This is a genomic window from Herbaspirillum sp. ST 5-3, from assembly GCF_004804275.1.
Taxonomy (GTDB): Bacteria; Pseudomonadota; Gammaproteobacteria; order Burkholderiales; family Burkholderiaceae_D; genus Noviherbaspirillum.
In genome coordinates this window covers 548,981-571,556 of the sequence record NZ_STGI01000001.1, presented here as the reverse complement: position 1 = coordinate 571,556, position 22,576 = coordinate 548,981, and the positions used below count along the sequence as shown (strand labels likewise).

General features: G+C 60.9%; 20 protein-coding genes. 16 read left to right on the top strand and 4 right to left on the bottom strand.

The window, feature by feature from the left end; genetic code table 11:
* Positions 1-20: 20 nt before the first annotated feature.
* The gene (locus tag E6W33_RS02825) at positions 21-725 is read right to left on the bottom strand and encodes a glutathione S-transferase N-terminal domain-containing protein (RefSeq protein WP_136414040.1); all 705 of its coding nucleotides are present in this window, start codon (positions 723-725) and stop codon (positions 21-23) included.
* 157 nt (positions 726-882) lie between these two features.
* Between E6W33_RS02825 and E6W33_RS02820 the strand changes: the two genes are divergently transcribed.
* Positions 883-2,214 (top strand): ChaN family lipoprotein, encoded by a 1,332-nt coding sequence (locus E6W33_RS02820; RefSeq protein WP_211097210.1) that lies wholly within the window; start codon positions 883-885, stop codon positions 2,212-2,214.
* Positions 2,211-4,250: a M1 family aminopeptidase gene (locus tag E6W33_RS02815; RefSeq protein ID WP_136414038.1), complete on the top strand. Its 2,040-nt coding sequence runs from the start codon at positions 2,211-2,213 to the stop codon at positions 4,248-4,250. The genes E6W33_RS02820 and E6W33_RS02815 overlap by 4 nt, the downstream gene beginning before the upstream one ends.
* A 129-nt stretch (positions 4,251-4,379) precedes the next feature.
* Here the strand turns inward: E6W33_RS02815 and E6W33_RS02810 are convergent, their stop codons facing one another.
* Positions 4,380-5,315 carry an SDR family NAD(P)-dependent oxidoreductase gene (locus tag E6W33_RS02810; RefSeq protein ID WP_136414036.1) on the bottom strand — a complete coding sequence of 312 codons (936 nt, stop codon included), beginning with the start codon at positions 5,313-5,315 and terminating at the stop codon, positions 4,380-4,382.
* 293 nt (positions 5,316-5,608) lie between these two features.
* Between E6W33_RS02810 and E6W33_RS02805 the strand changes: the two genes are divergently transcribed.
* The 4 genes from E6W33_RS02805 (at position 5,609) to E6W33_RS02790 (ending at position 10,315) form a co-directional block, all read left to right on the top strand.
* Positions 5,609-6,226, top strand: coding sequence for a hemolysin III family protein (locus E6W33_RS02805; RefSeq protein ID WP_136414034.1), 618 nt, complete (start codon positions 5,609-5,611; stop codon positions 6,224-6,226).
* A 352-nt stretch (positions 6,227-6,578) separates the two neighbouring features.
* On the top strand, positions 6,579-7,649 hold the full coding sequence (locus E6W33_RS02800) for a porin (RefSeq protein WP_136414032.1): 1,071 nt from the start codon (positions 6,579-6,581) through the stop codon (positions 7,647-7,649).
* Between the two features lie 113 nt (positions 7,650-7,762).
* The gene (locus tag E6W33_RS02795) at positions 7,763-8,530 is read left to right on the top strand and encodes a transporter substrate-binding domain-containing protein (protein WP_168798488.1); all 768 of its coding nucleotides are present in this window, start codon (positions 7,763-7,765) and stop codon (positions 8,528-8,530) included.
* A gap of 78 nt (positions 8,531-8,608) precedes the next feature.
* Positions 8,609-10,315: a methyl-accepting chemotaxis protein gene (locus E6W33_RS02790; RefSeq protein ID WP_136414028.1), complete on the top strand. Its 1,707-nt coding sequence runs from the start codon at positions 8,609-8,611 to the stop codon at positions 10,313-10,315.
* A 24-nt stretch (positions 10,316-10,339) separates the two neighbouring features.
* Here the strand turns inward: E6W33_RS02790 and E6W33_RS02785 are convergent, their stop codons facing one another.
* Positions 10,340-11,302 (bottom strand): LysR substrate-binding domain-containing protein, encoded by a 963-nt coding sequence (locus tag E6W33_RS02785; RefSeq protein ID WP_136414026.1) that lies wholly within the window; start codon positions 11,300-11,302, stop codon positions 10,340-10,342.
* Between the two features lie 98 nt (positions 11,303-11,400).
* Here E6W33_RS02785 and E6W33_RS02780 point away from each other — a divergent pair, with 98 nt between their 5' ends.
* The 4 genes from E6W33_RS02780 to trpS all read left to right on the top strand — a co-directional run bounded on the left by E6W33_RS02780 (position 11,401) and on the right by trpS (position 16,045).
* Positions 11,401-12,477: a tartrate dehydrogenase gene (locus tag E6W33_RS02780; RefSeq protein ID WP_136414024.1), complete on the top strand. Its 1,077-nt coding sequence runs from the start codon at positions 11,401-11,403 to the stop codon at positions 12,475-12,477.
* A gap of 91 nt (positions 12,478-12,568) precedes the next feature.
* Entirely contained in the window at positions 12,569-12,949 is a 381-nt protein-coding gene (locus tag E6W33_RS02775; RefSeq protein ID WP_136414022.1) for a hypothetical protein, read from the top strand.
* 7 nt (positions 12,950-12,956) lie between these two features.
* Positions 12,957-14,828: an ATP-dependent zinc metalloprotease FtsH gene (ftsH, locus tag E6W33_RS02770; protein ID WP_136414019.1), complete on the top strand. Its 1,872-nt coding sequence runs from the start codon at positions 12,957-12,959 to the stop codon at positions 14,826-14,828.
* Between the two features lie 206 nt (positions 14,829-15,034).
* A complete protein-coding gene (trpS, locus tag E6W33_RS02765) occupies positions 15,035-16,045 on the top strand; it encodes a tryptophan--tRNA ligase (protein WP_136414017.1) in 1,011 nt (336 codons plus the stop codon).
* A gap of 56 nt (positions 16,046-16,101) precedes the next feature.
* Here trpS and E6W33_RS02760 read toward each other — a convergent pair whose 3' ends face one another.
* Positions 16,102-16,359, bottom strand: coding sequence for a DUF504 domain-containing protein (locus E6W33_RS02760; RefSeq protein WP_136414015.1), 258 nt, complete (start codon positions 16,357-16,359; stop codon positions 16,102-16,104).
* Between the two features lie 158 nt (positions 16,360-16,517).
* On the opposite strand from E6W33_RS02760, the gene E6W33_RS02755 reads away from it, so the two are divergent.
* The 6 genes from E6W33_RS02755 to E6W33_RS02730 all read left to right on the top strand — a co-directional run bounded on the left by E6W33_RS02755 (position 16,518) and on the right by E6W33_RS02730 (position 22,432).
* On the top strand, positions 16,518-17,525 hold the full coding sequence (locus E6W33_RS02755; RefSeq protein ID WP_136414012.1) for a sulfate ABC transporter substrate-binding protein: 1,008 nt from the start codon (positions 16,518-16,520) through the stop codon (positions 17,523-17,525).
* A gap of 54 nt (positions 17,526-17,579) precedes the next feature.
* Positions 17,580-18,443, top strand: coding sequence for an EAL domain-containing protein (locus tag E6W33_RS02750; protein WP_136414010.1), 864 nt, complete (start codon positions 17,580-17,582; stop codon positions 18,441-18,443).
* A gap of 205 nt (positions 18,444-18,648) precedes the next feature.
* Entirely contained in the window at positions 18,649-19,527 is an 879-nt protein-coding gene (gene cysT, locus E6W33_RS02745; RefSeq protein ID WP_136414008.1) for a sulfate ABC transporter permease subunit CysT, read from the top strand.
* A 1-nt stretch (position 19,528) separates the two neighbouring features.
* Positions 19,529-20,425 (top strand): sulfate ABC transporter permease subunit CysW, encoded by an 897-nt coding sequence (cysW, locus tag E6W33_RS02740; RefSeq protein WP_136414006.1) that lies wholly within the window; start codon positions 19,529-19,531, stop codon positions 20,423-20,425.
* A gap of 2 nt (positions 20,426-20,427) precedes the next feature.
* Positions 20,428-21,495 (top strand): sulfate ABC transporter ATP-binding protein, encoded by a 1,068-nt coding sequence (locus E6W33_RS02735; protein ID WP_136414004.1) that lies wholly within the window; start codon positions 20,428-20,430, stop codon positions 21,493-21,495.
* Between the two features lie 10 nt (positions 21,496-21,505).
* Entirely contained in the window at positions 21,506-22,432 is a 927-nt protein-coding gene (locus E6W33_RS02730) for a CysB family HTH-type transcriptional regulator (protein ID WP_136414002.1), read from the top strand.
* The last annotated feature ends 144 nt before the right edge of the window (positions 22,433-22,576 follow it).

The window sequence follows — 22,576 nt, the reverse complement described above, 5'->3', positions numbered from 1 at the left end:
GCAAGTTCGCGACCTATCTGCTAATTGTTTCCCGGAATCTGCAAGCCTTTTGCGACCGCGGGACGCGCGAGGAAAGTGTCCAGCGCGCGCGTCACATGCGGAAAATCCTTGATCCCCACGAGATCGCCGGCTTCGTAAAAACCGATCAGGTTGCGTACCCAGGGGAGCGTGGCGATATCGGCGATCGTATAGTCGTCGCCCATGATCCAGGTGCGTCCGGCGAGCCGCTGGTTCAGCACGCCGAGCAGGCGCTTCGACTCCGCCACATAGCGGTCGCGCGGACGCTTGTCTTCGTAGGTCTTGCCGGCAAACTTGTTGAAGAAACCGAGCTGGCCGAACATCGGGCCGATGCCGCCCATCTGGAACATCAGCCACTGGATCGTCTCGTAGCGCAGCGCCGGATCCGCCGGGAGAAACTGCCCGCTCTTGTCGGCCAGATAGAGCAGAATCGCGCCCGACTCAAACAAGGGCAGCGGCTTGCCGTTCGGCCCCTGCGGATCGATGATGGCCGGAATCTTGTTGTTCGGATTGAGCGAGAGAAATTCCGGCGACAGCTGGTCGTTCGTCTCGAAGCTCACGAGATGCGGCTCATAAGGCAGGCCGGATTCTTCCAGCATGATCGACACCTTGACGCCGTTGGGCGTGGGCAAGGAATAGAGCTGAATGCGGTCGGGATGTTGGGCGGGCCATTTCTTCGTGATGGGAAAGACGGACAAATCGGTCATGCAAATTCCTTCAAGTTCAGGTGATCGGGGCAGCCCTGGTCAGCGGGCAAGACGACCAATATAAAACGCTTTGCCATTTTCTGCTTTGCTGATCCAGGCGAAACCCACACCATGGAAAAGGGCGTATGCTTGCGGCGCGGCTATACCGGCGCATGACTTGACCGAAATCAAGGCCGATGCGAAGGCCATGATGCCGGGAGGTCGATTGAAAAAACTGCGCGACGCAGTCCGCACTGCTTCGCCATACCTGCCGGAAAAGATCGAAAGGTCACATCCTGTCATGCAACCGAAAAACCTTCGAACCGCCGCCATCGCGCTGGCTTGCCTGTCCGCCTTTGCGCTGCATTCCGCGCAAGCGGCATCCGCCCCCAGTTGTCTGATTCCGAGCGCATGGACCGCGCTGGACCGGGCGCCGTTTCGCACCGTTCCCGAAAATGAACTGCTGACCGACATGGCCAAACGCGAGGTGGTCCTTCTCGGCGAGCACCATGACGACGACGACCATCATCGCTGGCAGTTGCAGACGCTCGCGGCGCTTCACCTGCTGCGGCCGAACATGGTGATCGGCTTCGAAATGTTTCCGCGCCGCGTGCAGGCGGTGCTGGACCGCTGGGTCGCCGGCGATCTGACGGTGAAGCAATTCCTGGAGCTGGCGGAATGGAACAAGGTGTGGAACACGCCTCCCGAACTCTATCTGCCGCTCTTCGAATTCGCGCGCATCAACCGCATCCCGATGATGGCGTTGAATGTGGACTCCTCGCTCAACAAGGCGGTGCGTGAAAAGGGCTGGGACAGCGTGCCCGAAGCGCAGCGTGAGGGCGTGGGCCGCGCAGCGCCGCCGAGCGACGCCTATCGCGACTTCCTGTTCGACGTCTACCGCGTGCACGCGATGCACGCAGCGAAGGGAGCGAAGAACGAGAAAGCCAGCAAGTCGGATAGCGCGTTCCGCAATTTCGTCGAATCGCAAACCACCTGGGACCGCGCCATGGCCGAAGCCCTGGCACGCCGCGCGAATGCCGTGCAAGGCAGCGACAAGCCGCTGGTTGTCGGCATCATGGGCAGCGGACATATCCGCTTCAATTACGGCGTTCCGTTCCAGTTGCGCGATCTCGGCATCAAGAACGTGGGAACCATGATGGCGCTTTCGTCCGAGATGGATTGCAAGGAAATCCGTCCCGGCATGGTGAATGTCGCTTTCGGTTTGCCGCCGCAGGCCGAGCCCGCGCCGGAGCCGCCGCGACTGGGCGTGCGCCTGGAAGAGAACGAAGGCGCGGTGCGCATCATCGACGTTGGCGCAGGCAGCCTTGCGGAAAAATCCGGGCTGAAGAATGGCGACCGTTTGCTGGAGGTCGGTGGCGCGGCTGTCAACGCAAGCGGTGCTGTGGTTGCTGCGGTGCGCGGGCAGCCTGCGGGAACCTGGCTGCCGATGCGCATCAAGCGTGGCGACGAGACCCTGGATCTGATCATCAAGTTTCCGGTGCGCCGATGAGCCGGCTGTTTGCGCGTGCAATCTGTCAGCCGCTCCTGGTTCTGCTGTTAGTTCTCGCAGGCGCATTCGCGCAAGCCGCGACGCCCGCGCTGGAACTGCATGTCGACCTGAACACCGAAACGCGTGAATTCAAGGCACGCGCCGAGTTCGTTCCGCCTGCGCATGAATTTGTCTTTGCCTTGCATGAAACCCTGCAGGTGAGGAGTGCGACGGCTGGCGGCAAAGCCCTCACGGTGCATCCCGCCGGACGCGAAGGCGCGCTGCGCGACTGGCGCGTCGTCATGCCGTCGGGTGCCGACAAGCTGCGGCTGGAATACGGCGGCACGCTGCCGGCATTGGATCGCAGCCTCGATCATCGCGGCGTCTTGCGCAGCCTGCCGCCGATGGCCTCCAGCGAAGGCAGCTTCCTGCCGGCAGGCAGCGCCTGGTATCCGCAGCCTGCCGATCTGTTCACCTATCGATTGACGCTCTCGGTGAGCAACGGGCAGCGCGCGCTGGTGGCAGGCCGCCTGCTGTTGGAGGAGGTGCCTGCCGACGGCACGAAACCCTATCGCGCCAGCTTCGAATTCACGCAGCCTGCCGATGGCATCGATCTCATGGCCGGGCCGTGGATCGTGCGCGAGAAAATGATCGCGCGCAAAGACGCGGAACCCTTGCGCCTGCGCACCTACTTCACGCGCGAACTGGATGCGATGCCCGACATGAGCGATGGCTACCTCGACGATACGCAAGCCTACATCGCATCGTATTCCGAGCAGATCGGCGCGTATCCCTTCGCCGGCTTCTCCATCGTCGCGAGCCCCTTGCCGACAGGCTTCGGCATGCCGACCCTGACCTATATCGGCGCCGACGTGCTGAAGCTGCCTTTCATCCGCGCCACCTCTCTCGGTCACGAAGTGCTGCACAACTGGTGGGGCAATGGCGTGTATGTCGATTACGCCAGCGGCAACTGGAGCGAGGGACTGACCACCTTCATGGCCGATTACGCGTACAAGGAACGCGAATCGGCGGGCGCGGCGCGGGAAATGCGCCTGGCATGGCTGCGCGATTTCGCCGCCGTGCCGGCGGGTGACCGGCAGACCCTGAGCGGCTTTCGGTCCCGCACGCACGGCGCGGCGGCAGCCATCGGCTATGGAAAGTCGGCAATGCTGTTCGTGATGTTGCGCGACGCGATCGGCGAACAAGCCTTCGGCAAAGGCATCCGCGCGTTCTGGAACAGGCATCGCTTCCAGCAGGCGAGCTGGAACGATTTGCGCCTTGCATTCGAGCAGGCGTCAGGCAAGCCGCTGGACGAATTTTTCAAGCAATGGCTCACGCGCGCCGGCGGGCCGACGGTGACGATATCCGACGCCAGCCTGACATCCGAGGCAGGCAAATCGCGCGTGCAGCTCGCCGTCGAACAGACATCGCCTGCCTACGCATTGCACTTGCCGGTCGAACTGGTCTATGCGGGGCGTTCGGAGATGCGCTGGATCGATATTGCGCGGCCGCATGAGCGCGTCAGCCTCGACGTGGATTCCGCGCCGGAAGGCGTGCGCGTCGATCCGGATCTTCGCATCTGGCGCGTGCTCGATCATGAGCAGCTTCCACCGATACTGCGGCAATGGTTCATCGCACGTTCCGCGCGTCTTGCGATCGTCTCGCCGCAACTGCGCGAGACGGCGGAGGAACTTGCACGGCGCTTGTTCGAGCGACCTCCTCGCGTCGTATCGGTCGACGAGATTGGCTCGGGCGGTGAGCCGGTGATGCTGATCGGCTTGCATGCCGATGTGGATGCGGCCCTGGCGCGCGCCGGGCTGCCGTCGCGGCCGGCTGAGCTGAATGGAAAAGGGAGTGCGCAGGTGTGGACGGTGGTCAAGGATGGTGCGCCACTGGCGGTGGTGTCGGTGGGCGATGCTGATGCGTTGCGGGCATTGCTTCGGCCGCTGCCGCATTATGGGGCGCAGAGCTGGCTGGTGTTTGATGGGGGGCGTGCGATTGGGCGTGGGGTGTGGGCTGCGGGGGGGAGGGTGGTGAGGGTTCGGGCGGAGAGGTGATGTCGCCTTCCGGATCTGGTTTTTCTTCGGTGGTGCGATGCCTTGCTCTCTCCGTTGTGGCTCGCCGGGCCGCCCCCGGCAAGTCTCGACGAAGAACCTACAGCCCTGCATCACCGAAGAAAAAACTACTCACATCTTCCCGGCACGCGCCTTGGTAATCTCCATAATCGACTGCTGAAACCCGGTCGTCGGAATCGTCTCTCCCGTACGATCACGCAGCCGATCCTCGTTCGCCATCAACAGCTCGGCCGCATCCGGACGTTCGCCAATGAACACACCGTCCGTCAAGGTAATGTTCGAACGCGAGAACGTCCCCGCGCCAGCGCACAGCACAGTCTTGCTCGGACCATTGCGCGACACCAGATAGATCATCCCCGGCGTGACGCTTTCCGGCTTGAGCAGGGCAAGATCCTCCGGACGCATCAGGTCTTCCGTCATCCTGGTGGCTGCCGTCGGCGCCAGGCAGTTGACGCGAATGCCGTATTTCTCGCCCTCGATCGCCAGCGTCTGCATCAGTCCCACCAGCGCCATCTTGGCCGCGCCGTAATTGGCCTGGCCGAAATTGCCGAACAGACCGGAGGAGGATGTGGTCATCACGATGCGGCCGTAGTTTTGCTGCTTCATGATTTCCCACACGGCCTTGGTGCAATACACCGCGCCCATCAGGTGCACGTCGACGATGGCGCGGAAGTCGTCCAGCGTCATCTTCGAAAAGCTCTTGTCGCGCAGGAAGCCGGCGTTGTTGACCAGGATGTCGATGCGGCCCCATTCGCGCATCACCAGGCTTACCATGTCCTCCACGGCAGCGGGATCGGTGACCGACGCGGCGCTCGCCATCGCATGCCCGCCTGCTGCGCGGATCTCGGCGACCACGCGCTCGGCTGCCGATTGCGCATTGCCGGTGCCGTCGCGCGCCACGCCGAGGTCATTGACGACGACCCTGGCGCCGCGTGCGGCGAGTTGCAAGGCATGCGAGCGGCCGAGGCCGCCGCCGGCGCCGGTCACAATGGCCACCTGGCCGTCGAAGCGGATGGGAGCGGAATTCGTTTGCGAAGATGTAGTCATGGTAGTAAATTGTGTTGAGGAATATTGTCAGCGGACAATATTAATCGGAATCGGGTTTTAGTGTGCAAAACCGCTGCATGAAGCAGCCCTCCCGCCCTGATCGAGCATCATTGCGCCGGCAGCAATCCAGACGCCGCACATCGCATCTACCGAGGATGCAACTGACGCAGCGCAAAGCCACGGTGTGGCGCCATCCCAACAGATGGCCCCACTGGCTATGATGGTTTTCGCTTCCCACGACTTCCAAAGAGACGAAGCCGGTTTTCGAATTTGTTCACAAGGATTTCACTGCGATGTACTACGGAGAAAGATTCAACAGCATCAGCCACCTTGCCGGCGCTCTGCTGGCGGCATGCGGCGCAACGCTGCTGATTGTCATTGCGGCGCAGGGCGGCGATCCATGGAAGATTGTCAGTCTGAGCATCTACGGCGCGATGCTCCTGGCGCTGTATGTCATTTCCACCTTGTATCACAGCGTGCGGGGCTCGGCCAAGGAGGTGATGCGCAAGCTCGATCATTGCGCGATCTACCTGCTGATTGCCGGCACCTACACACCTTTTACGCTGGTGACCTTGCGCGGCGCGCTCGGATGGACCATGTTCGGGACGATATGGGGGCTGGCCGTGATTGGCATCGTGCAGGAGTTATGCATCGCGAAAGGCGCACGCGTGCTGTCGCTCGTGATCTATGTACTGATGGGCTGGCTCGCCGTGATCGCCATCATGCCCCTGATTGCGGCGCTGAGCTGGAGCGGCTTTGCCTGGCTTGCAGCGGGTGGTGCAGCCTACACATTCGGCATCGTGTTTTACGCATTCGATGAGCGCATTGTCCATGGTCACGGCATCTGGCATCTGTTCGTCTTGTGCGGAAGCGTCTGTCATTACCTCGCCATTCTTCTGCACGTTGTCTGACAAATGCGGTCCGGGTTGTGTCCGGATCGCGCACTCCCTCTCCATTTCACACAAGCGCGTCAATAACGCGTTTCCTTTCCTGAAAGCGGGAGCGTCCGCTTTCAAGTTCTGAGAATTCCCCTTTCCGTGCACTGATGAAAAATTCAGCAGAGCCGCGTCACGCCTGCATCTGCTACGCATGGCATGAAACATGCAATTTGGAAACCAACGCGTGACCGCAATTTGACTGGCAGTTTCTTTCTCTGCGCTACCAACGATTGTGGACATGTGTTCATCAGAGGATCCGCGACCGCATCGCATCGATGCCTATCAGCGGCCCATGCATTTCACAAAAACAGGGATGGAAATCGTAATGAAGAAGTCGTTTCTCGCACTCGCAGTACTTGCAGCATTTGCATCAATTGCCGGCAGCGCCGCCGCACAATCGAGCCTGACCGTCTATGGCGTGGTGGACGCTGGCATCGATCATCAGACCGGCGGCGTCAACGGTGCCGTCACCAAGCTCAGCAGCGGCATGCAGAACAGCAACCGCATCGGATTCAAGGGCGTCGAGGACCTCGGCGGCGGTGCGTCCGCTCTGTTCGTCCTGGAGAACGGCTTCGGCGTGGACACGGGTTCGGCATTGCAGGGCGGCGCGCTGTTCGGTCGCCAGGCATTCGTCGGCTTGAAGAGCAATCTCGGCGCACTGACCATGGGCCGCCAATACACGCCGATCTTCGGCGCATTGTGCGGCGAGCTCGATCCGTTCTCCTGCGGCCTCGCGGGTACCGCGGCCAACCTGATGTCGCAGGGCGGCACGCCGACCGGCGGCGGCAACGCGGCGCGCACCAACAACAGTGTGAAGTATGCAACACCGCTGGTCGCCGGTTTCAGCGCGGATGTCACCTACGGCTTCGGCGAAGTCGCCGGCAATACCTCCGCCGCACGCACGGTCGGCGCCCAGCTTGGTTATACCAACGGCAAACTCACCGTGCGCCTCGCGCACAACAACGTGAACGACATCACTGCAAGCACCAGCGCGAAGACTACCGTGCTCGGCGGGAAGTACAACTGCGGTGCCGCTACCGTGCACCTTGCCTATGCGATCAACAAGGGCGCCTACACAGGCAATACCAATGTGCCGCTGGCCGACTCGCGCGATGTCCTGCTTGGTGTCAGCGTGCCGTTCGGCGCCAGCACGTTCCTCGCTTCCTATATCCGCAAGTCGGACAAGACCGTGGCAAGCAACGACGCCAACCAGATCGCACTCGGCTACACCTATGCGCTGTCCAAGCGCACCAACGTGTACACGTCCTACGCGCGCATCGACAACACCGTCGCCAATAGGGCGGGCAGCGCGGGCGGGTTCTATACCGTCGGCAACGCGACAGAAGGCGGCTCCGGTGATCGCGCGTTCAACGTCGGCGTACGTCACACCTTTTAATCAAGGGAGCAGGTTCGCAGCGGCAGCATGATCCGCCTCGCCGTTGCCTGCGGCGCCCGTACACGATGCGGGCGCCGCCATTCAGGATTCAAACACGTAGAGAGGGAATCAGCATGAGCACACTTCGCAAAGCCATCTTCAGGAACGTCGTCAGCGGTCTTCTCGCCGCCGCCTCATTGAGCGCGCTGCCCGCATTGGCGGACACCGTTCCGGTCTACACCTATCACAACCATCCGCCCTTCGTCGTCGATGGCGGCAAGGGTTTGAGCTATGACTTCATCGACTTCCTGAACAAGAAGTCCAAGGGCAATCCGAGTTTCAAGATCGAAGTCGTGTCGCGCGCCCAGCTGGACAAGGCCATGGCAGCGCCCGATTTCAACGGCGTGGTGGCATGGGTCAATCCGTTGTGGTTCAAAGACAAGGACCGCACGACCTATCTGTGGTCCGGCCAGATCATGGACGATGCCAATGTGATCCTGTCGAATGCGACGAAGAAGGTCGAATACAAGGATCCGTCCTCGCTGAAGGGAAAACAGTTCGGCGGCATTCTCGGTCATAACTACGCAGGCATCGACGAACTGGTTGCCTCCGGTGCGATCAAGCGCGAGGATGCGGAGAAGGAACGCAGCAACCTGCGCAAGCTGGAAGCCGGCCGCATCGAAGTGACGCTGCTGCCGCGCTCGACCGCGAATTACCTGCTGCACGAGATGGATCTGGCGGGCAAACTCTATGTCGCGCCGACGCCGCAGAGCAGCTATACACGGCACGTCCTCGTTCCGAAAAAGAACCCCGAGTTGCTGAAACTCGTCAATGAAGCCGTCGCGGAAATGGCGAAAGACGGCGGATGGCAATCGACATTGGCGAAATACAAGTCCAAATAAGGCTGTCCTTGCGGCGGAACGCAAGCCCGGGATGCCCGTTCTGCCGCTCCATCATTTCGCATAAGCAGGGAGGATCCCATGCGCTTGAACAACTTACGGATTGGAGCACGCCTGGGAGGCGGCTTCGCCATCGTCCTGGCCTTGCTGCTGGCCACTCTCATCGCCGGCAGCGTGATCAACACGCGCAGCAGCGGCCACATGGCCGACAGCCTGACGCTGGCCAACAGCAAGATCATGCAGGCCAATACCATGCGCGGCTCGTTGCTGGCCGCCGGCATTGCCATGCGCAATATCGGCATGCTGTCGGAAGTGAGCGCGATGGAGAAGGAAAACCTCAAGGTCACGGCGCAGCAGAAGCGCTATGACGAGGCGCTCGACAAACTCACCGCTCTCGGCCTGAGCAACGAGGAGAAGGCGATCATCGCTGACGTCGCGCGGCTGGACAAGGAAATCGAGGTTCTGCTCAAGGAGGCGCTGGGGCAGGCCATTGCATTCAACACCGAAGGCGCGGGACGCACCATCACGACCAAGATCGATCCGCTCAATCAACAGGCGCTGGCGCAGATCGACAAGCTGGTGGAGAGCCAGCAGGCGGCATCCGCGCGCATTCTCGACGACACGCTCAGCGCCGGCAAGCGGCTCCAGTATGTCCTGTTCATCGTTTCCGCAATCGCGATGGGCCTGGGCGCCATGTGCGCCTGGCAGATCACGCGCAGCATCACGCAACCCCTGCGTGGCGCGGTCGCCATCGCCAAGAGGGTGGCGGCGGGCGATCTCCGCTCGCATGTGGAAGTCACCGGCGTCGACGAGATCAGCGAACTTCTTCGCTCTCTCAAGGACATGAACGACAGCCTGATCAAGACGGTCGGCGCCGTGCGGCGCAGCACGGAAACGATCACCATTGCCTCGCGCGAGATCGCCACCGGCAACGCCGATCTCTCCGCGCGCACCGAAACGCAGGCCGGCGCGCTGGAAGAAACCGCCAGCTCCATGGAAGAACTGACCGGTACCGTGAAGCAGAACGCCGACAACGCACGGCAGGCCAGCCAGCTGGTCGTGTCCGCATCGGACGTGGCGGCCAAGGGCGGCGAGGTCGTCGGACAGGTGGTCGCCACCATGGGCTCGATCAAGGAAAGCTCGGGCAAGATCGTCGACATCATCAGCGTGATCGACGGCATCGCCTTCCAGACCAACATTCTTGCGCTGAACGCTGCGGTGGAAGCCGCGCGCGCGGGCGAGCAGGGACGCGGTTTCGCGGTGGTGGCATCCGAAGTGCGCAATCTCGCGCAGCGCTCGGCGGGCGCGGCCAAGGAAATCAAGACGCTCATCGCCGACTCGGTCGACAAGGTCGATCTCGGCAGCAAGCTGGTCGACGATGCCGGAAAGACGATGGAAGAAATCGTGGCATCGGTCAAGCGCGTGGCCGACATCATGGGCGAAATTGCTGCTGCCAGCCAGGAGCAGCGCGCCGGCATCGAGGAAGTGGACCGGGCCATCGGCCAGATGGACGGCATGACGCAGCAGAATGCTGCGCTGGTCGAACAGGCTGCAGCCGCTGCCGAAAGCCTGAGCCACCAGGCGCAACAGTTGGCGGAAGCCGTCAGCGCATTCAACCTGGAAGACAGCGCGATGCTGCAGCCCGCTGCGCCTCAAACCGCGCAGAAGGAACGCGTCACGAAGTTGCCGGTGCGAACGAAGGCCGGTGCGCGCGGCCTGGCGGTATCGGGTTCGCCGGAACGCGCCAAGGCGCTCAAGGTGGCCGGCGGCGATTGGGAAGAGTTCTGATGCAATGAGGGCGGTCGCAGCGCTTCACGTTGACGCGCGGCGCCTGCCCGAGGTACCGCGCGGCTTTGCGCCTGCGGCGGACGTCGCTTGCTGCCGCTCGGCGAAATATTTCTGGAAGAATTCCACGCACACCCTGATCTTCGCCGAACCGGTCAGACGCTGCGGATAGACGGCCCAGATGTTTGCTTCCTGCTGGTATTCCGGAAGGATCCGCACCAGTTCTCCGCGTTCGATATGCGGGCCCGCATCCCACATCGAGCGCAACATGATGCCTGCGCCTTCCACCGCCCAGCGCACCACGATCTCGCCATGATTCGATGACAGCGGGCCGGTCACCTTGACGGTCTGTTCGTCGACGCCGCTGCGCAGTTTCCACACGCCGAAGGGATGGTCGCGTTCCTTGATTACGAGGCAGTCGTGATTCGACAATTCATGCAGGGTCTTCGGCGTGCCGCGTCGCGCGAGATACCTGGGCGATGCGCACAGGATGCGATAGTTCGACGCGAGGCGCTTGGCGATCAGGTGCGGCGCGATCTCATCGCCGACGCGGATGTCGAGATCGAAGCCCTCGCTCGCGATATCGATCAGGCGGTCGAAGACCTCGAACCGAACCTGCAGGGAAGGGTAGACTTCGATCAGTTGCGCGATGGCTGGCGCCACTACATTGCGGCCGAAGCCGAAGCTGCTGCAGATGCGCAGCTGCCCGCGCGGCATGCGACGCGTGGCCGACACCTCGTCGTACAGATGGTCGATGTTTTCCAGGATGGTCTGCGCGCGGGCATAGACGCGCTCGCCATCTTCGCTGACCACGACGCGCCGCGTGGTGCGATGAAACAAGCGCACGCCGAGCACGCTCTCGAGTATGCCGATGCGCTTGCTGATGTAGGCAGGCGACATGCCCAGTTCTTCCGCCGCGCCGGCAAAGCTCGCCTTGCGCGCCACCATGACGAACACCCGCAGGTCTTCGTTAGCCAGATCATTGTTCACGAAGTGTGTTTCTTCAATTCACATATCGAGGCATTGTAAACGAACTGTTCAGGTCTATGCTTGTGCAATTCCATGCTTGAACGATACGGAGAAGTTCGATGAAAAAACACAAGATTGCAGTGATCGCCGGCGACGGCATCGGCAAGGAAGTCATGCCGGAAGGTCTGCGCGCGGTCGAAGCCGCGGCGCGCAAGTTCAATATCGCGCTGGAATTCACCACTTTCGAGTGGGCCAACTGCGATTACTACCTGCAGCACGGCAAGATGATGCCGGACGACTGGTTCGAGCAACTGAGCCAGTTCGAGGCGATCTTCTTTGGCGCGGTCGGCTGGCCGGCCACCGTGCCCGACCATATTTCGCTGTGGGGCTCGCTGATCCAGTTCCGCCGCCAGTTCGACGAATACATCAACCTGCGCCCGGTGCGCCTGATGCCCGGCGTGCCTTGCCCCTTGGCCAACAAGAAGCCGGGCGACATCGACTTCTACGTGGTGCGCGAGAACACCGAGGGGGAATACTCGTCCGTCGGCGGCCGCATGTTCAGCGGCACGGACCGCGAGTTCGCGCTGCAGGAAGCCGTGTTCACCCGCCATGGTGTCGACCGCGTGCTGAAGTACGCCTTCGACCTGGCGCAACGCCGCCCGAAGAAACACCTGACGTCCGCCACCAAGTCGAACGGCATCTCGATCAGCATGCCGTTCTGGGACGAGCGCGTCGAGGCAGTGGCAAAGACGTATCCGGATGTGCAGTGGGACAAGTATCACATCGACATCCTGTGCGCCCGTTTCGTGATGAGTCCGGAGCGCTTCGACGTGGTGGTCGCTTCCAACCTGTTCGGCGACATCCTGTCCGACCTCGGCCCGGCCTGCACCGGCACCATCGGCATCGCACCCTCGGCCAACCTGAACCCCGAGCGCAAATTCCCCTCGCTGTTCGAACCGGTGCACGGTTCCGCGCCGGACATCTACGGCAGGAACATTGCCAACCCGATCGCCATGATCTGGTCGGGCGCCATGATGCTCGACTTCCTCGGCCAGGGCGATGCGAACTACACGGCGGCGCACGACGCCATCCTGAAGGCCATCGAGCAAAGCATCCTGGAAGGCGCGGTGACGCCGGACCTCGGCGGCAAGGCATCCACCACCGATGCAGGCAAGGCCATCGCAGCCGCGATTTGAAGTTCGGATCTCTCGACTGATACAGGAGATACAGAAAGCCGGGTAAATGAATTATCGGCGCAACAGGTTTCAATCCTGACAACTTGCAAGCATGGCTGTCGCCGCCCTTGTTGCGACTGTGGCTCAGTACGCCGATCCACGACGCGCCTCCCTGGCCAAGCCGGCGGAGGCGCTTGTCGTTCATGGCGATGCGGCATCAGATGCACTGATGCAATCAGCGATCAAGGCTCTACTCTTGCCAATTCAAAACACCCAGTTTCTTGTTCCTCTTTTTCCGAACCAATCCAACGAAATTATTCGCTTATTTATAGTGCGAATGAACGATACTATGTGCTTGAACCTTGCTCTCGCTCAGGTTGAAGCAAGGCAAACGCAGCGCGGTTTGAACGGAACCACTATAGTGGTACTGCTTGCTCTACTTCAAGGGCAAGAACACGACAAGCGGACGAATCGTTTCGTTATTGTCATTTAGGAATTCAGTGAACTCAAAGTATATAAAGCCGGCCATCTGGGCGGCGGTCGCATTTGCCATCTTCATCGCTCTCGTCCAATTCAACAGTCCGGCGACCTCCACCGCGTCGTCGATTCCCTACTCCGAATTTCTGGAGCAGGTAAAAGCGAAAACGATCAGGGAAGTAGTGATCGAGGGAACGAATATCGTCGCCGTGACGAATAACGGGGCCGCGCTGAAGACGACGACGACCCTGCTCGATCGCGGCCTGATCAACGACTTGATCGAAAGCGGCATCAAGTTCGATGTCAAATTCCCCGAAGGTCCTTCGTTCCTGTCGCAGATTTTCATCTCCTGGTTTCCCATGCTGCTGATGATCGGCGTCTGGATTTTTTTCATGCGCAAATCGCAAGGCGGCGGCAAGGGCGGCATATTCTCGATGGGAAAGTCGAAGGCCCGCATGCAGGACGAGCATTCCAACCAGGTGAGCTTTGCCGACGTCGCCGGCTGTGACGAGGCCAAGGAAGAAGTCGAAGAGATTGTCGAGTTCCTCCGCGACCCGCGAAAATTCCAGCAACTCGGCGGCCACATTCCGCATGGCATATTGCTGGTCGGCCCTCCCGGGACCGGCAAGACCTTGCTCGCGCGCGCCATCGCCGGCGAGGCGAAGGTGCCGTTCTTCACCATCTCCGGTTCGGACTTTGTCGAAATGTTTGTCGGTGTCGGCGCGTCGCGCGTGCGCGACATGTTTGAGACGGCCAAGAAACATGCGCCATGCATCGTGTTCATCGACGAGATCGACGCAGTCGGCCGGGCGCGCGGCAGCGGCATGGGCGGCGGCAACGATGAACGCGAGCAGACGCTGAACCAGATGCTGGTCGAGATGGATGGCTTTGAGCCGAATGCCGGCGTCATCGTCATTGCAGCGACCAACCGTGCCGATGTGCTGGACAAGGCATTGCTGCGTCCGGGCCGCTTCGACCGCCAGGTGATGGTTGGTCTGCCCGACATCCGGGGCCGTGAACAAATTCTGCTGGTCCACATGCGCAAGGTGCCGATCTCCAGGGATGTGCAGCCCAATGTGCTGGCGCGCGGAACCCCCGGCTTTTCGGGCGCGGAGCTGGCCAACCTGGTGAATGAAGCGGCATTGTTTGCCGCGCGTCGCAACAAGCAGGTCGTCGACATGCAGGATTTCGAGGACGCCAAGGACAAGATCGTCATGGGGCCGGAAAGAAAGTCCGCCGTCATGCGCGAAGAAGAACGGCGCAATACCGCATATCACGAGTCGGGCCATGCAGTGGTTGCCAAGCTGCTGCCGAAGGCGGACCCGGTGCACAAGGTGACCATCATGCCGCGCGGGTACGCGCTCGGCCTGACCTGGCAGTTGCCCGAGCATGATCGGGTCAACATGTACAAGGACAAGATGCTCGAGGACATCACGATCCTGTTTGGCGGACGGATTGCGGAAGAAATCTTCATGAACCAGAAGTCGACCGGTGCTTCGAACGACTTCGAGCGTGCCACCAAGCTGGCGCGCGCCATGGTTACCCGTTTCGGCATGTCGGAAGCCATGGGCACCATGGTGTACGCGGACGACAACCAGGGCGCAGGCTTTGGCATGTCGTCGAATCCGGTATCGGAGGAGACGCAGCAAAAAGTCGATGACGAGGTCCGCAGCATTCTGGATCGCCAGTACGCATTGGGGCGCAGCCTGCTTGAAGCCAATCGGGACAAAGTGGACGCGATGGCCAAGGCACTGCTCGAGTGGGAAACCGTCGACGCAGACCAGATCAACGACATCATGGCCGGCACCGAGCCGCGTCCGCCCAGGTATGGCACTTCCAGGACGAGTCCGCCCCGGCCGGGGCCGGTTTCGCCGAATGCGTCCGCTACAGCCTGAGCTCGTGGCGGACCATCGATCGCTCCAATTGGCGAGTGATATAATCGCCGCATGGAAATGAACGCATCAGTTCGTCAATATTGGTGGTCCGCCTGACATTGGCGGCCTGTTTCCATTCATCTTTATAAACAATGCCGCCGTTCAGGGCGGCATTTGTTTTTGCTTTGCTGTGTTGACCGGCGGATCTTGAATAAAAGGGATTCCAGATGTCATCAGCAAAACCCGTTGTCCTGACCGGCGACCGTACAACCGGCCCGCTTCATCTCGGCCATTATGTTGGCTCGCTTCGGGCGCGCGTCGAACTCCAGCACACCACGCAGCAATTCCTGCTTCTTGCCGATACCCAGGCCATGACGGATAACGTCGGCCGGCACCGGAAGGTCACCGACAACGTGATCGAAGTCGCGCTCGATTATCTTGCGGCGGGAATCGATCCAGGCTTGTCCACCATTTTCATCCAGTCGCAGGTGCCGGAGCTTGCCGAGCTGACGCAATACCTCCTCAATCTGGTGACGGTATCGCGACTTGAGCGCAATCCGACGATCAAGGATGAAATCCGATTGCGCGGTTTTGAGCGCGACATCCCTGCCGGCTTTCTGACCTATCCGGTCAGCCAGGCCGGCGACATTACCGCATTCAAGGCGACACTGGTTCCCGTCGGCGATGACCAACTGCCGATGATCGAGCAGACGAATGAACTGGTGCGCAAATTCAACAGCGCGGTCGAGCGCCAGGTTCTCGTCGAGTGCGAGGCGGTCCTGTCGCCGGTGACACGCCTGCCCGGCATCGATGGCAAGGCCAAGATGAGCAAGTCCCTGAACAACGCGATACCGCTGGGCGCCAGTGCGGACGAGATCAAGAAGGCCGTCAATCGCATGTACACCGACCCGCAGCATCTGCGCGTGGATGATCCCGGCCAGATCGAAGGCAATGTCGTGTTCACCTTTCTTGATGCGTTCGACACCGAGCCGGCGACGCTGGAGGAACTGAAGGCGCATTATCGGCGCGGCGGACTTGCGGACAGCGTGTTGAAGCGTCGGCTGAACGATCATCTGCAAGCCTTGCTGGAACCGATACGTCAGCGGCGGCAACAGTTCTCGATGGACCGCGGTGAAGTTCTGAACATCCTTCGCCAGGGGACGGAAAAGGCGCGGCAAGTGTCCGGCCAGACAATGTCGGAGGTGAAGGCAGCACTCGGCTTGAATTATTTTGGATGACCTGCGGCGCGATGCAGAACGCTTGCAGCGCCGACGTGGAAAATATCCCTATCGATTCACGGCAGCTTGCGTTGCCAGATCAACTCGCCATTGCGCCATACTTCACGGACACGATGGAAAGGCACCATATGGGTTTCGCCGTCTTCGTCCATCACGTCGAATGAAAAGTGCTGGCCAGGCGCAAGGAAGATCTCGCGGAACGGCACGCGAACGATGTTGTCGTCGACCCGATCGTAGTAGCCGATCATGAAACTGCCTTTGCCAAATTCTGCATCCCATTGGATGCGATGCAGCAGGTCTTGGATCGGAATCATGATGCAGCAATGGTGAAGTTCGAGCGCTGTCGCGGCGCCGGTGCTGTGCGGTAACGCGATATGCATAAACCAAATAATCAACCTTAAAACGATTCGTTCGTTTCTTCCAGGTGTTTCTTTAAGCTGACGACTTCAACTTATCGTCAGGGAGACGCCTCATGTTATTGAAGAAACTGCTCCAGCCCTTGCTGGCATTGGCCCTTGTTGCACCGGCGGCATGGGCGGAAGACATCAACCTGCTCAATGTATCCTACGACCCCACGCGCGAGCTCTATCAGGACGTCAACAAGGCATTTGCCGCGCAATGGAAGCCCAGGACCGGCGACAAGCTCAGCATCCGGCAGTCGCACGGCGGCTCCGGCAAGCAGGCCCGGTCCGTGATCGATGGCTTGAGCGCCGATGTCGTCACGCTGGCGCTCGCTTACGATATCGATGAAATCGCGCAGCGCGGTTTCCTTGCGAAGGATTGGCAGAAACGCCTGCCGCACAATAGCGCGCCGTACACCTCGACCATCGTGTTCCTGGTGCGCAAGGGCAATCCGAAAGGTATCAAGGACTGGAGCGATCTGGCGAAGCCGGGCGTCGCAGTCATCACGCCGAACCCGAAAACTTCCGGCGGCGCGCGCTGGAACTATCTTGCCGCCTGGGGTTATGCATTGAAACAGCCGGGTGGCTCGGAGGCGAGCGCAAAAGAGTTCATCGCCAGGATCTTCAGGAACGTGCCAGTGCTCGACTCCGGCGCGCGCGGCGCCACCACCACCTTCGTCGAACGCGGCATCGGCGATGTGCTGATCGCGTGGGAAAACGAAGCCATCCTCGCGATCAAGGAACTCGGCCCGGACAAGTTCGAAGTGGTTGCACCGACGCTCAGCATTCTCGCCGAGCCTCCCGTTGCCGTCGTCGACAAGGTGGTGGACAAGAAGGGCACGCGCAAGGTGGCGGAGGCTTATCTGCAGTATCTTTACAGCGATGATGGACAGGAAATCGCGGCAAGGAATTACTACCGCCCGATCTCCGAAAAAATCGCCAGGAAATACGCGTCGCAATTTCCGAAAGTGAAGCTGTTCACGATCGATGAGGTGTTCGGCGGATGGGCGTCGGCGCAGAAGGCGCATTTCGCCGATGGCGGATCGTTCGACCAGATCTACCAGCCGGGCCAGAAGTAATCGCTGCCTGAGCAGCAACCGAGAAATCATGCGCATCGAGCAGGAGCTGTCGCCGTGTCTTTTCCAGGACTGAAAAACTATCTCGCACGCCTTTACGGCACCACGCACGCGGGTACTCGTGTGTGGCTCGGCGCCGACGGGCGCGCAAAGGGGTGCTACTTCAACTCCACGCTGACGAGCGCGTTCCAGCCGATCCGCGAAGTTGCCACCGGCCATATCGTCGGACACGAGGGCTTTGCCCGCACCAGTTCTGGATCGGACCAGGGCCTGTGTCTGTGGAAGCTCCTGGACCATGCTGCCAATGACGACGAATCGGTCGAGCTGGATCGCTTGTGCCGCGTGCTACATGCCATCAATTTCTTTCGCCAGCCGCAGGCTGAGGGCAGCGATTTGTACTTGAGCGTGCATGCCCGGCTTCTTGCAGCGGTGGATGGCAACCACGGAACAGCGTTCAAGCGGATTCTGAATCTGCTCGATCTGCCGCAGCAACGCATCGTGCTGCAATTGCCGGTGATCGCACAACAGCAGGGATGGCTGCTGGACTTTGTGACCGACAACTACCGGCGAAATGATTTCCGCATCGCGGTCAATGCCGTCGATGCGCAGGATGCCTTGTCGCTGATCGATCGCGTGCGGCCGCAGGTGGTCAAGGTCGATACCCGGAATGGCGTGTGCGAAGAACCTGCCCTGAAGCTGATCCAGCGATGCGCCGAGCGAAATATCCAGGTCGTTTTCAAGCGCGTCGAAGGCGCGGACATGCTGGAAATGCTGATGCGCATGGTCCGCGCAAGCGGGGCGCCGATCCATGCACAAGGCTTCATCTGGGATCTTCCGCATTCCTCCATCAAGCAGGCGGAGCCGCACATGAAACTGTCGCCAATCCGGCATCGTGTCGCATCCTGCGCCGACGCGGCATGAAAATCGCGGGCTGCATGCATTGTTGCAATCAGCCTGTTTTTACTTCGCTCTGCTTCCTTATTTGAAAACGGCCTATAGAAATGCGAAAAAAGTCGTTCTCTTTATGTGTTTTGAGTGCAATTATTGCGGTTCTATAGCTGAATTAGTAATAAGTGCTCGTTTCAAGGCGATTCCATCCGTCCTGAAGGAGCGCAAGGGAGCGGACATGGCAGGCGCAATAGCAAGATCGGATATCGGAGGGGTTGCATCGAGGAAGCCGTCATCGTGCGTACTGCCCGGCTTTCACCTCTCGCTCGGGTTCACCCTGCTGTATCTCGCCCTCATCGTGCTCATTCCGCTGTCGGCAGTGTTCCTGAAGACGTTCACGATGCGCTGGGATGCGTTCCAGGCCGCGGTCACCTCCGAGCGGGTGCTGGCATCCTACCGTCTGACCTTCGGCGCGTCGCTGCTCGGGGCGGCGCTCAATGTGGTCTTTGGCGGTATCGTCGCCTGGGTGCTGGTGCGTTATCGCTTTCCCGGCAAACGACTGATCGATGCGCTGGTCGATCTGCCGTTTGCCTTGCCGACGGCAGTGGCCGGCATCGCGCTGACGACGCTGTATTCCCCGCATGGGTGGATCGGCCGTTATCTCGAACCCTTCGGCATCAAGGTCGCATTCACGCCATTGGGCATCCTGGTGGCGCTGACCTTCATCGGCTTGCCCTTCGTCGTGCGTACCGTGCAACCGGTTCTAGAAGAAGCCGAACGTGAACTGGAGGAAGCGGCCGCCAGCCTCGGCGCCAACCGTTGGCAAACCTTCGCGAGAGTGATCTTTCCGACCATCCTGCCGGCCTTGCTGACCGGTTTCGCGCTCGCCTTTGCGCGCGCTACCGGCGAATACGGCTCGGTGATCTTCATCGCCGGCAACATGCCCATGGTGTCCGAAATTACGCCGCTGTTCATCATTACCAAGCTGGAGCAATACGACTACACCGGCGCCACGGCGATCGCTGTCGTGATGCTGATGGCGTCCTTCCTGTTGCTGCTCGCGATTAACCTGCTGCAAGCCTGGACCCGCAAGGGCGGCCGGGCGGAGAAAGTCTGACATGACAGGTGCCGCCACGACCTTGCTGAATCCGGCGCAGATGCGCGAACCGGCCGGTGCGCCCGCGGCAACCGGCGAGCCGTTCTGGGTGCGCGTGCTGCTGATCGGCCTTGCGCTGGCCTTCCTCGCGCTCTTCCTGTTCCTTCCGCTGCTTGCAGTTTTTACGGAAGCGCTGAAGAAGGGCTGGGATGCCTATCTTGTGGCGCTCGGCGAGCCCGATGCGCTGGCCGCCATCAGACTGACCCTGCTCACCGCGGCCGTCGCCGTACCGCTGAACCTGGTGTTCGGCGTGGCGGCAGCGTGGTGCATCGCCAAGTTCAGCTTCCGTGGCAAGCACATCCTGCTGACCCTGATCGACCTGCCATTCTCGGTATCGCCGGTGATCGCGGGCCTGATCTATGTGCTGATCTTCGGCGCGCAGGGATGGCTGGGGCCGTGGCTGGCAGAGCACGACATCAGGATCCTGTTCGCCGTGCCCGGCATCGTACTTGCAACGACCTTTGTTACCTTCCCCTTCGTCGCGCGCGAGCTGATCCCGCTGATGCAATCGCAGGGTACGGAGGAGGAGGAAGCCGCGCTGGTGCTGGGCGCTTCCGGCTGGCGCACCTTCCGCCATGTGACGCTGCCGAATATCAAATGGGGACTGCTGTACGGCGTGATCCTGTGCAACGCGCGGGCGATGGGCGAGTTCGGCGCCGTGTCGGTCGTCTCCGGGCACATCCGCGGCGAGACCAACACCATGCCCTTGCATGTCGAGATCCTCTACAACGAATACAACTTTGTCGCGGCCTTCGCCGCCGCCTCGGTGCTGGCGCTGCTGGCACTCGTCACGCTCGCGCTCAAGTCATTGATCGAATGGCGCGCGCAGGGCACGAAACTGCAAGTACATCAGGAATAATCATGGGTATCGAAGTCAAAAACATTCAGAAACGCTTCGGCAGTTTTGCGGCGCTCGACAATGTGTCGCTGCATTTCCCTTCGGGGCAGCTGACTGCGCTGCTCGGGCCATCCGGTTGCGGTAAGACCACGCTGCTGCGCATCATCGCCGGCCTCGAACAGCCCGATTCTGGCCAGGTGTTCCTCGACGGCGAAGACGCATCTGGCCATCATGTGCGCGAGCGGCAGGTCGGCTTCGTGTTCCAGCACTATGCGCTGTTCAAGCACATGAGCGTGTTCGAGAACATCGCGTTCGGCCTGCGCGTGAAGCCGCGCAACATGCGTCCGTCGGATGCGGACATCAGGAAAAAGGTGATGTCCTTGCTGGAACTGGTGCAGCTCGACTGGCTCGCCGACCGCTATCCGCAGCAGCTTTCCGGCGGTCAGCGGCAGCGCATCGCCTTGGCACGTGCGCTCGCCGTGGAACCTCGCGTACTGCTGTTGGACGAGCCGTTCGGCGCACTCGATGCCCAGGTGCGCAAGGAACTGCGGCGCTGGCTGCGCCGCTTGCATGATGAACTGCATGTCACCAGCCTCTTCGTGACACACGATCAGGAAGAAGCACTCGAAGTATCCGACCGGATCGTGCTGATGAACAAGGGAAGAGTGGAGCAGATCGGCTCGCCGCAGGACGTGTACAACCATCCGGCATCGCCTTTCGTGTACGGCTTTCTCGGCAACGTCAACCTGTTTCATGGACGCGTGCATGAAGGCGTGCTGGATGCCGGCGGCATGGCGCTGGACGCACCCGATCATGCACAGGCACGCGACGCGCAAGGCATCGGCTACGTGCGCCCGCATGACATCGAGATCGAAGCTTATACCGCCGGCGCCGAAGGCATCATCGCCCGCTTGCGGCATGCCCACGCGATCGGACCGCTGGCGCAGCTGGAACTCGAACGCGCCGACAACGCGCAACTGATCGAGGCCGTCATTTCCACCGAACGTTACGCGCAACTGGGCCTGACCCAAGGCGAGATGCTGCTGGTGCGCCCGAAGCGCCTCCGCGTCTTCGTCGACCACGCCGCCTGAGGGGAAGCAAATGAATTTTCAACAATTGCGTTCAGTCCGTGAAGCGGCCCGGCGCGGCTACAACCTGACCGAAGTCGCCAATGTGCTGTTCACCTCGCAACCGGGCGTCAGCCGCCAGATCCGCGAGCTGGAAGAGGAACTGGGCGTCGAGATTTTCGAGCGCAACGGCAAGCGCCTCACCGGCCTCACCGATCCCGGCAGGGGCATTCTGCAGATCATCGAGCGCCTGTTGCTGGAAGCGGAAAACCTGCGCCAGGCCAGTCAGGAATATGCGGGCGAGCGCAGCGGTACGCTCGCCGTCGCCACAACGCACACGCAGGCCCGTTATGTATTGCCGCGCGTCGTGCAGTCCTTTCGCAACGCGTTCCCGGAAGTGCGCATCGCCCTGCAGCAAAGCGCGCCCGAGCATATCGCGGAATGGGTCATTTCCGGCAGGGCCGACGTCGGCATCGCGACCGAAGGCCTCAGCCAGTTCGACGAGCTGGTTTCCTTTCCGTGCTATCGCTGGAGCCACATGATCGTCGTTCCGCAAGGCCATCCGCTGAGCGATGTCGAGAAGGTGTCATTGCAGCAGCTGGCTGAGTATCCGCTCATTACCTATGACGTCGGATTCACCGGCCGCGGTCATATCGACGATGCATTTCGTGAAAGCGGCATCAGCACCGACATCGTGTTGACTGCCATGGATTCCGACGTGATCCAGCAGTACGTATCGCTCGGACTCGGCGTCGGCATCGTTGCCTCCATGGCGGCCGAGAACAATCTGGCGCCGGGCCTGTGCGCGGTCAAGGCCGCACACCTGTTCGCGCCCAACCTGACCAGGCTGGCAGTCCGCCGCGGCGCGTATTTGCGTTCCTATGTCTATGACTTCATTCTGGCGTTCGCGCCGGAGTTAAAACGTCAAGAGATCGAGACAGCGCTGAATGCTGCTGGCTAAGCAGTCACGCGTATGGATTGCCATTGCGGCATTGTCCGACGGGCTCGTTTCAATCGGCTCCCGTCCGACGTTTGCAATTTGGCGGTTCGTGTTGTTGCCGCGCGCTTTGCATCGACGCGGGAGGGCGGTATTCTAGTGTTCTGT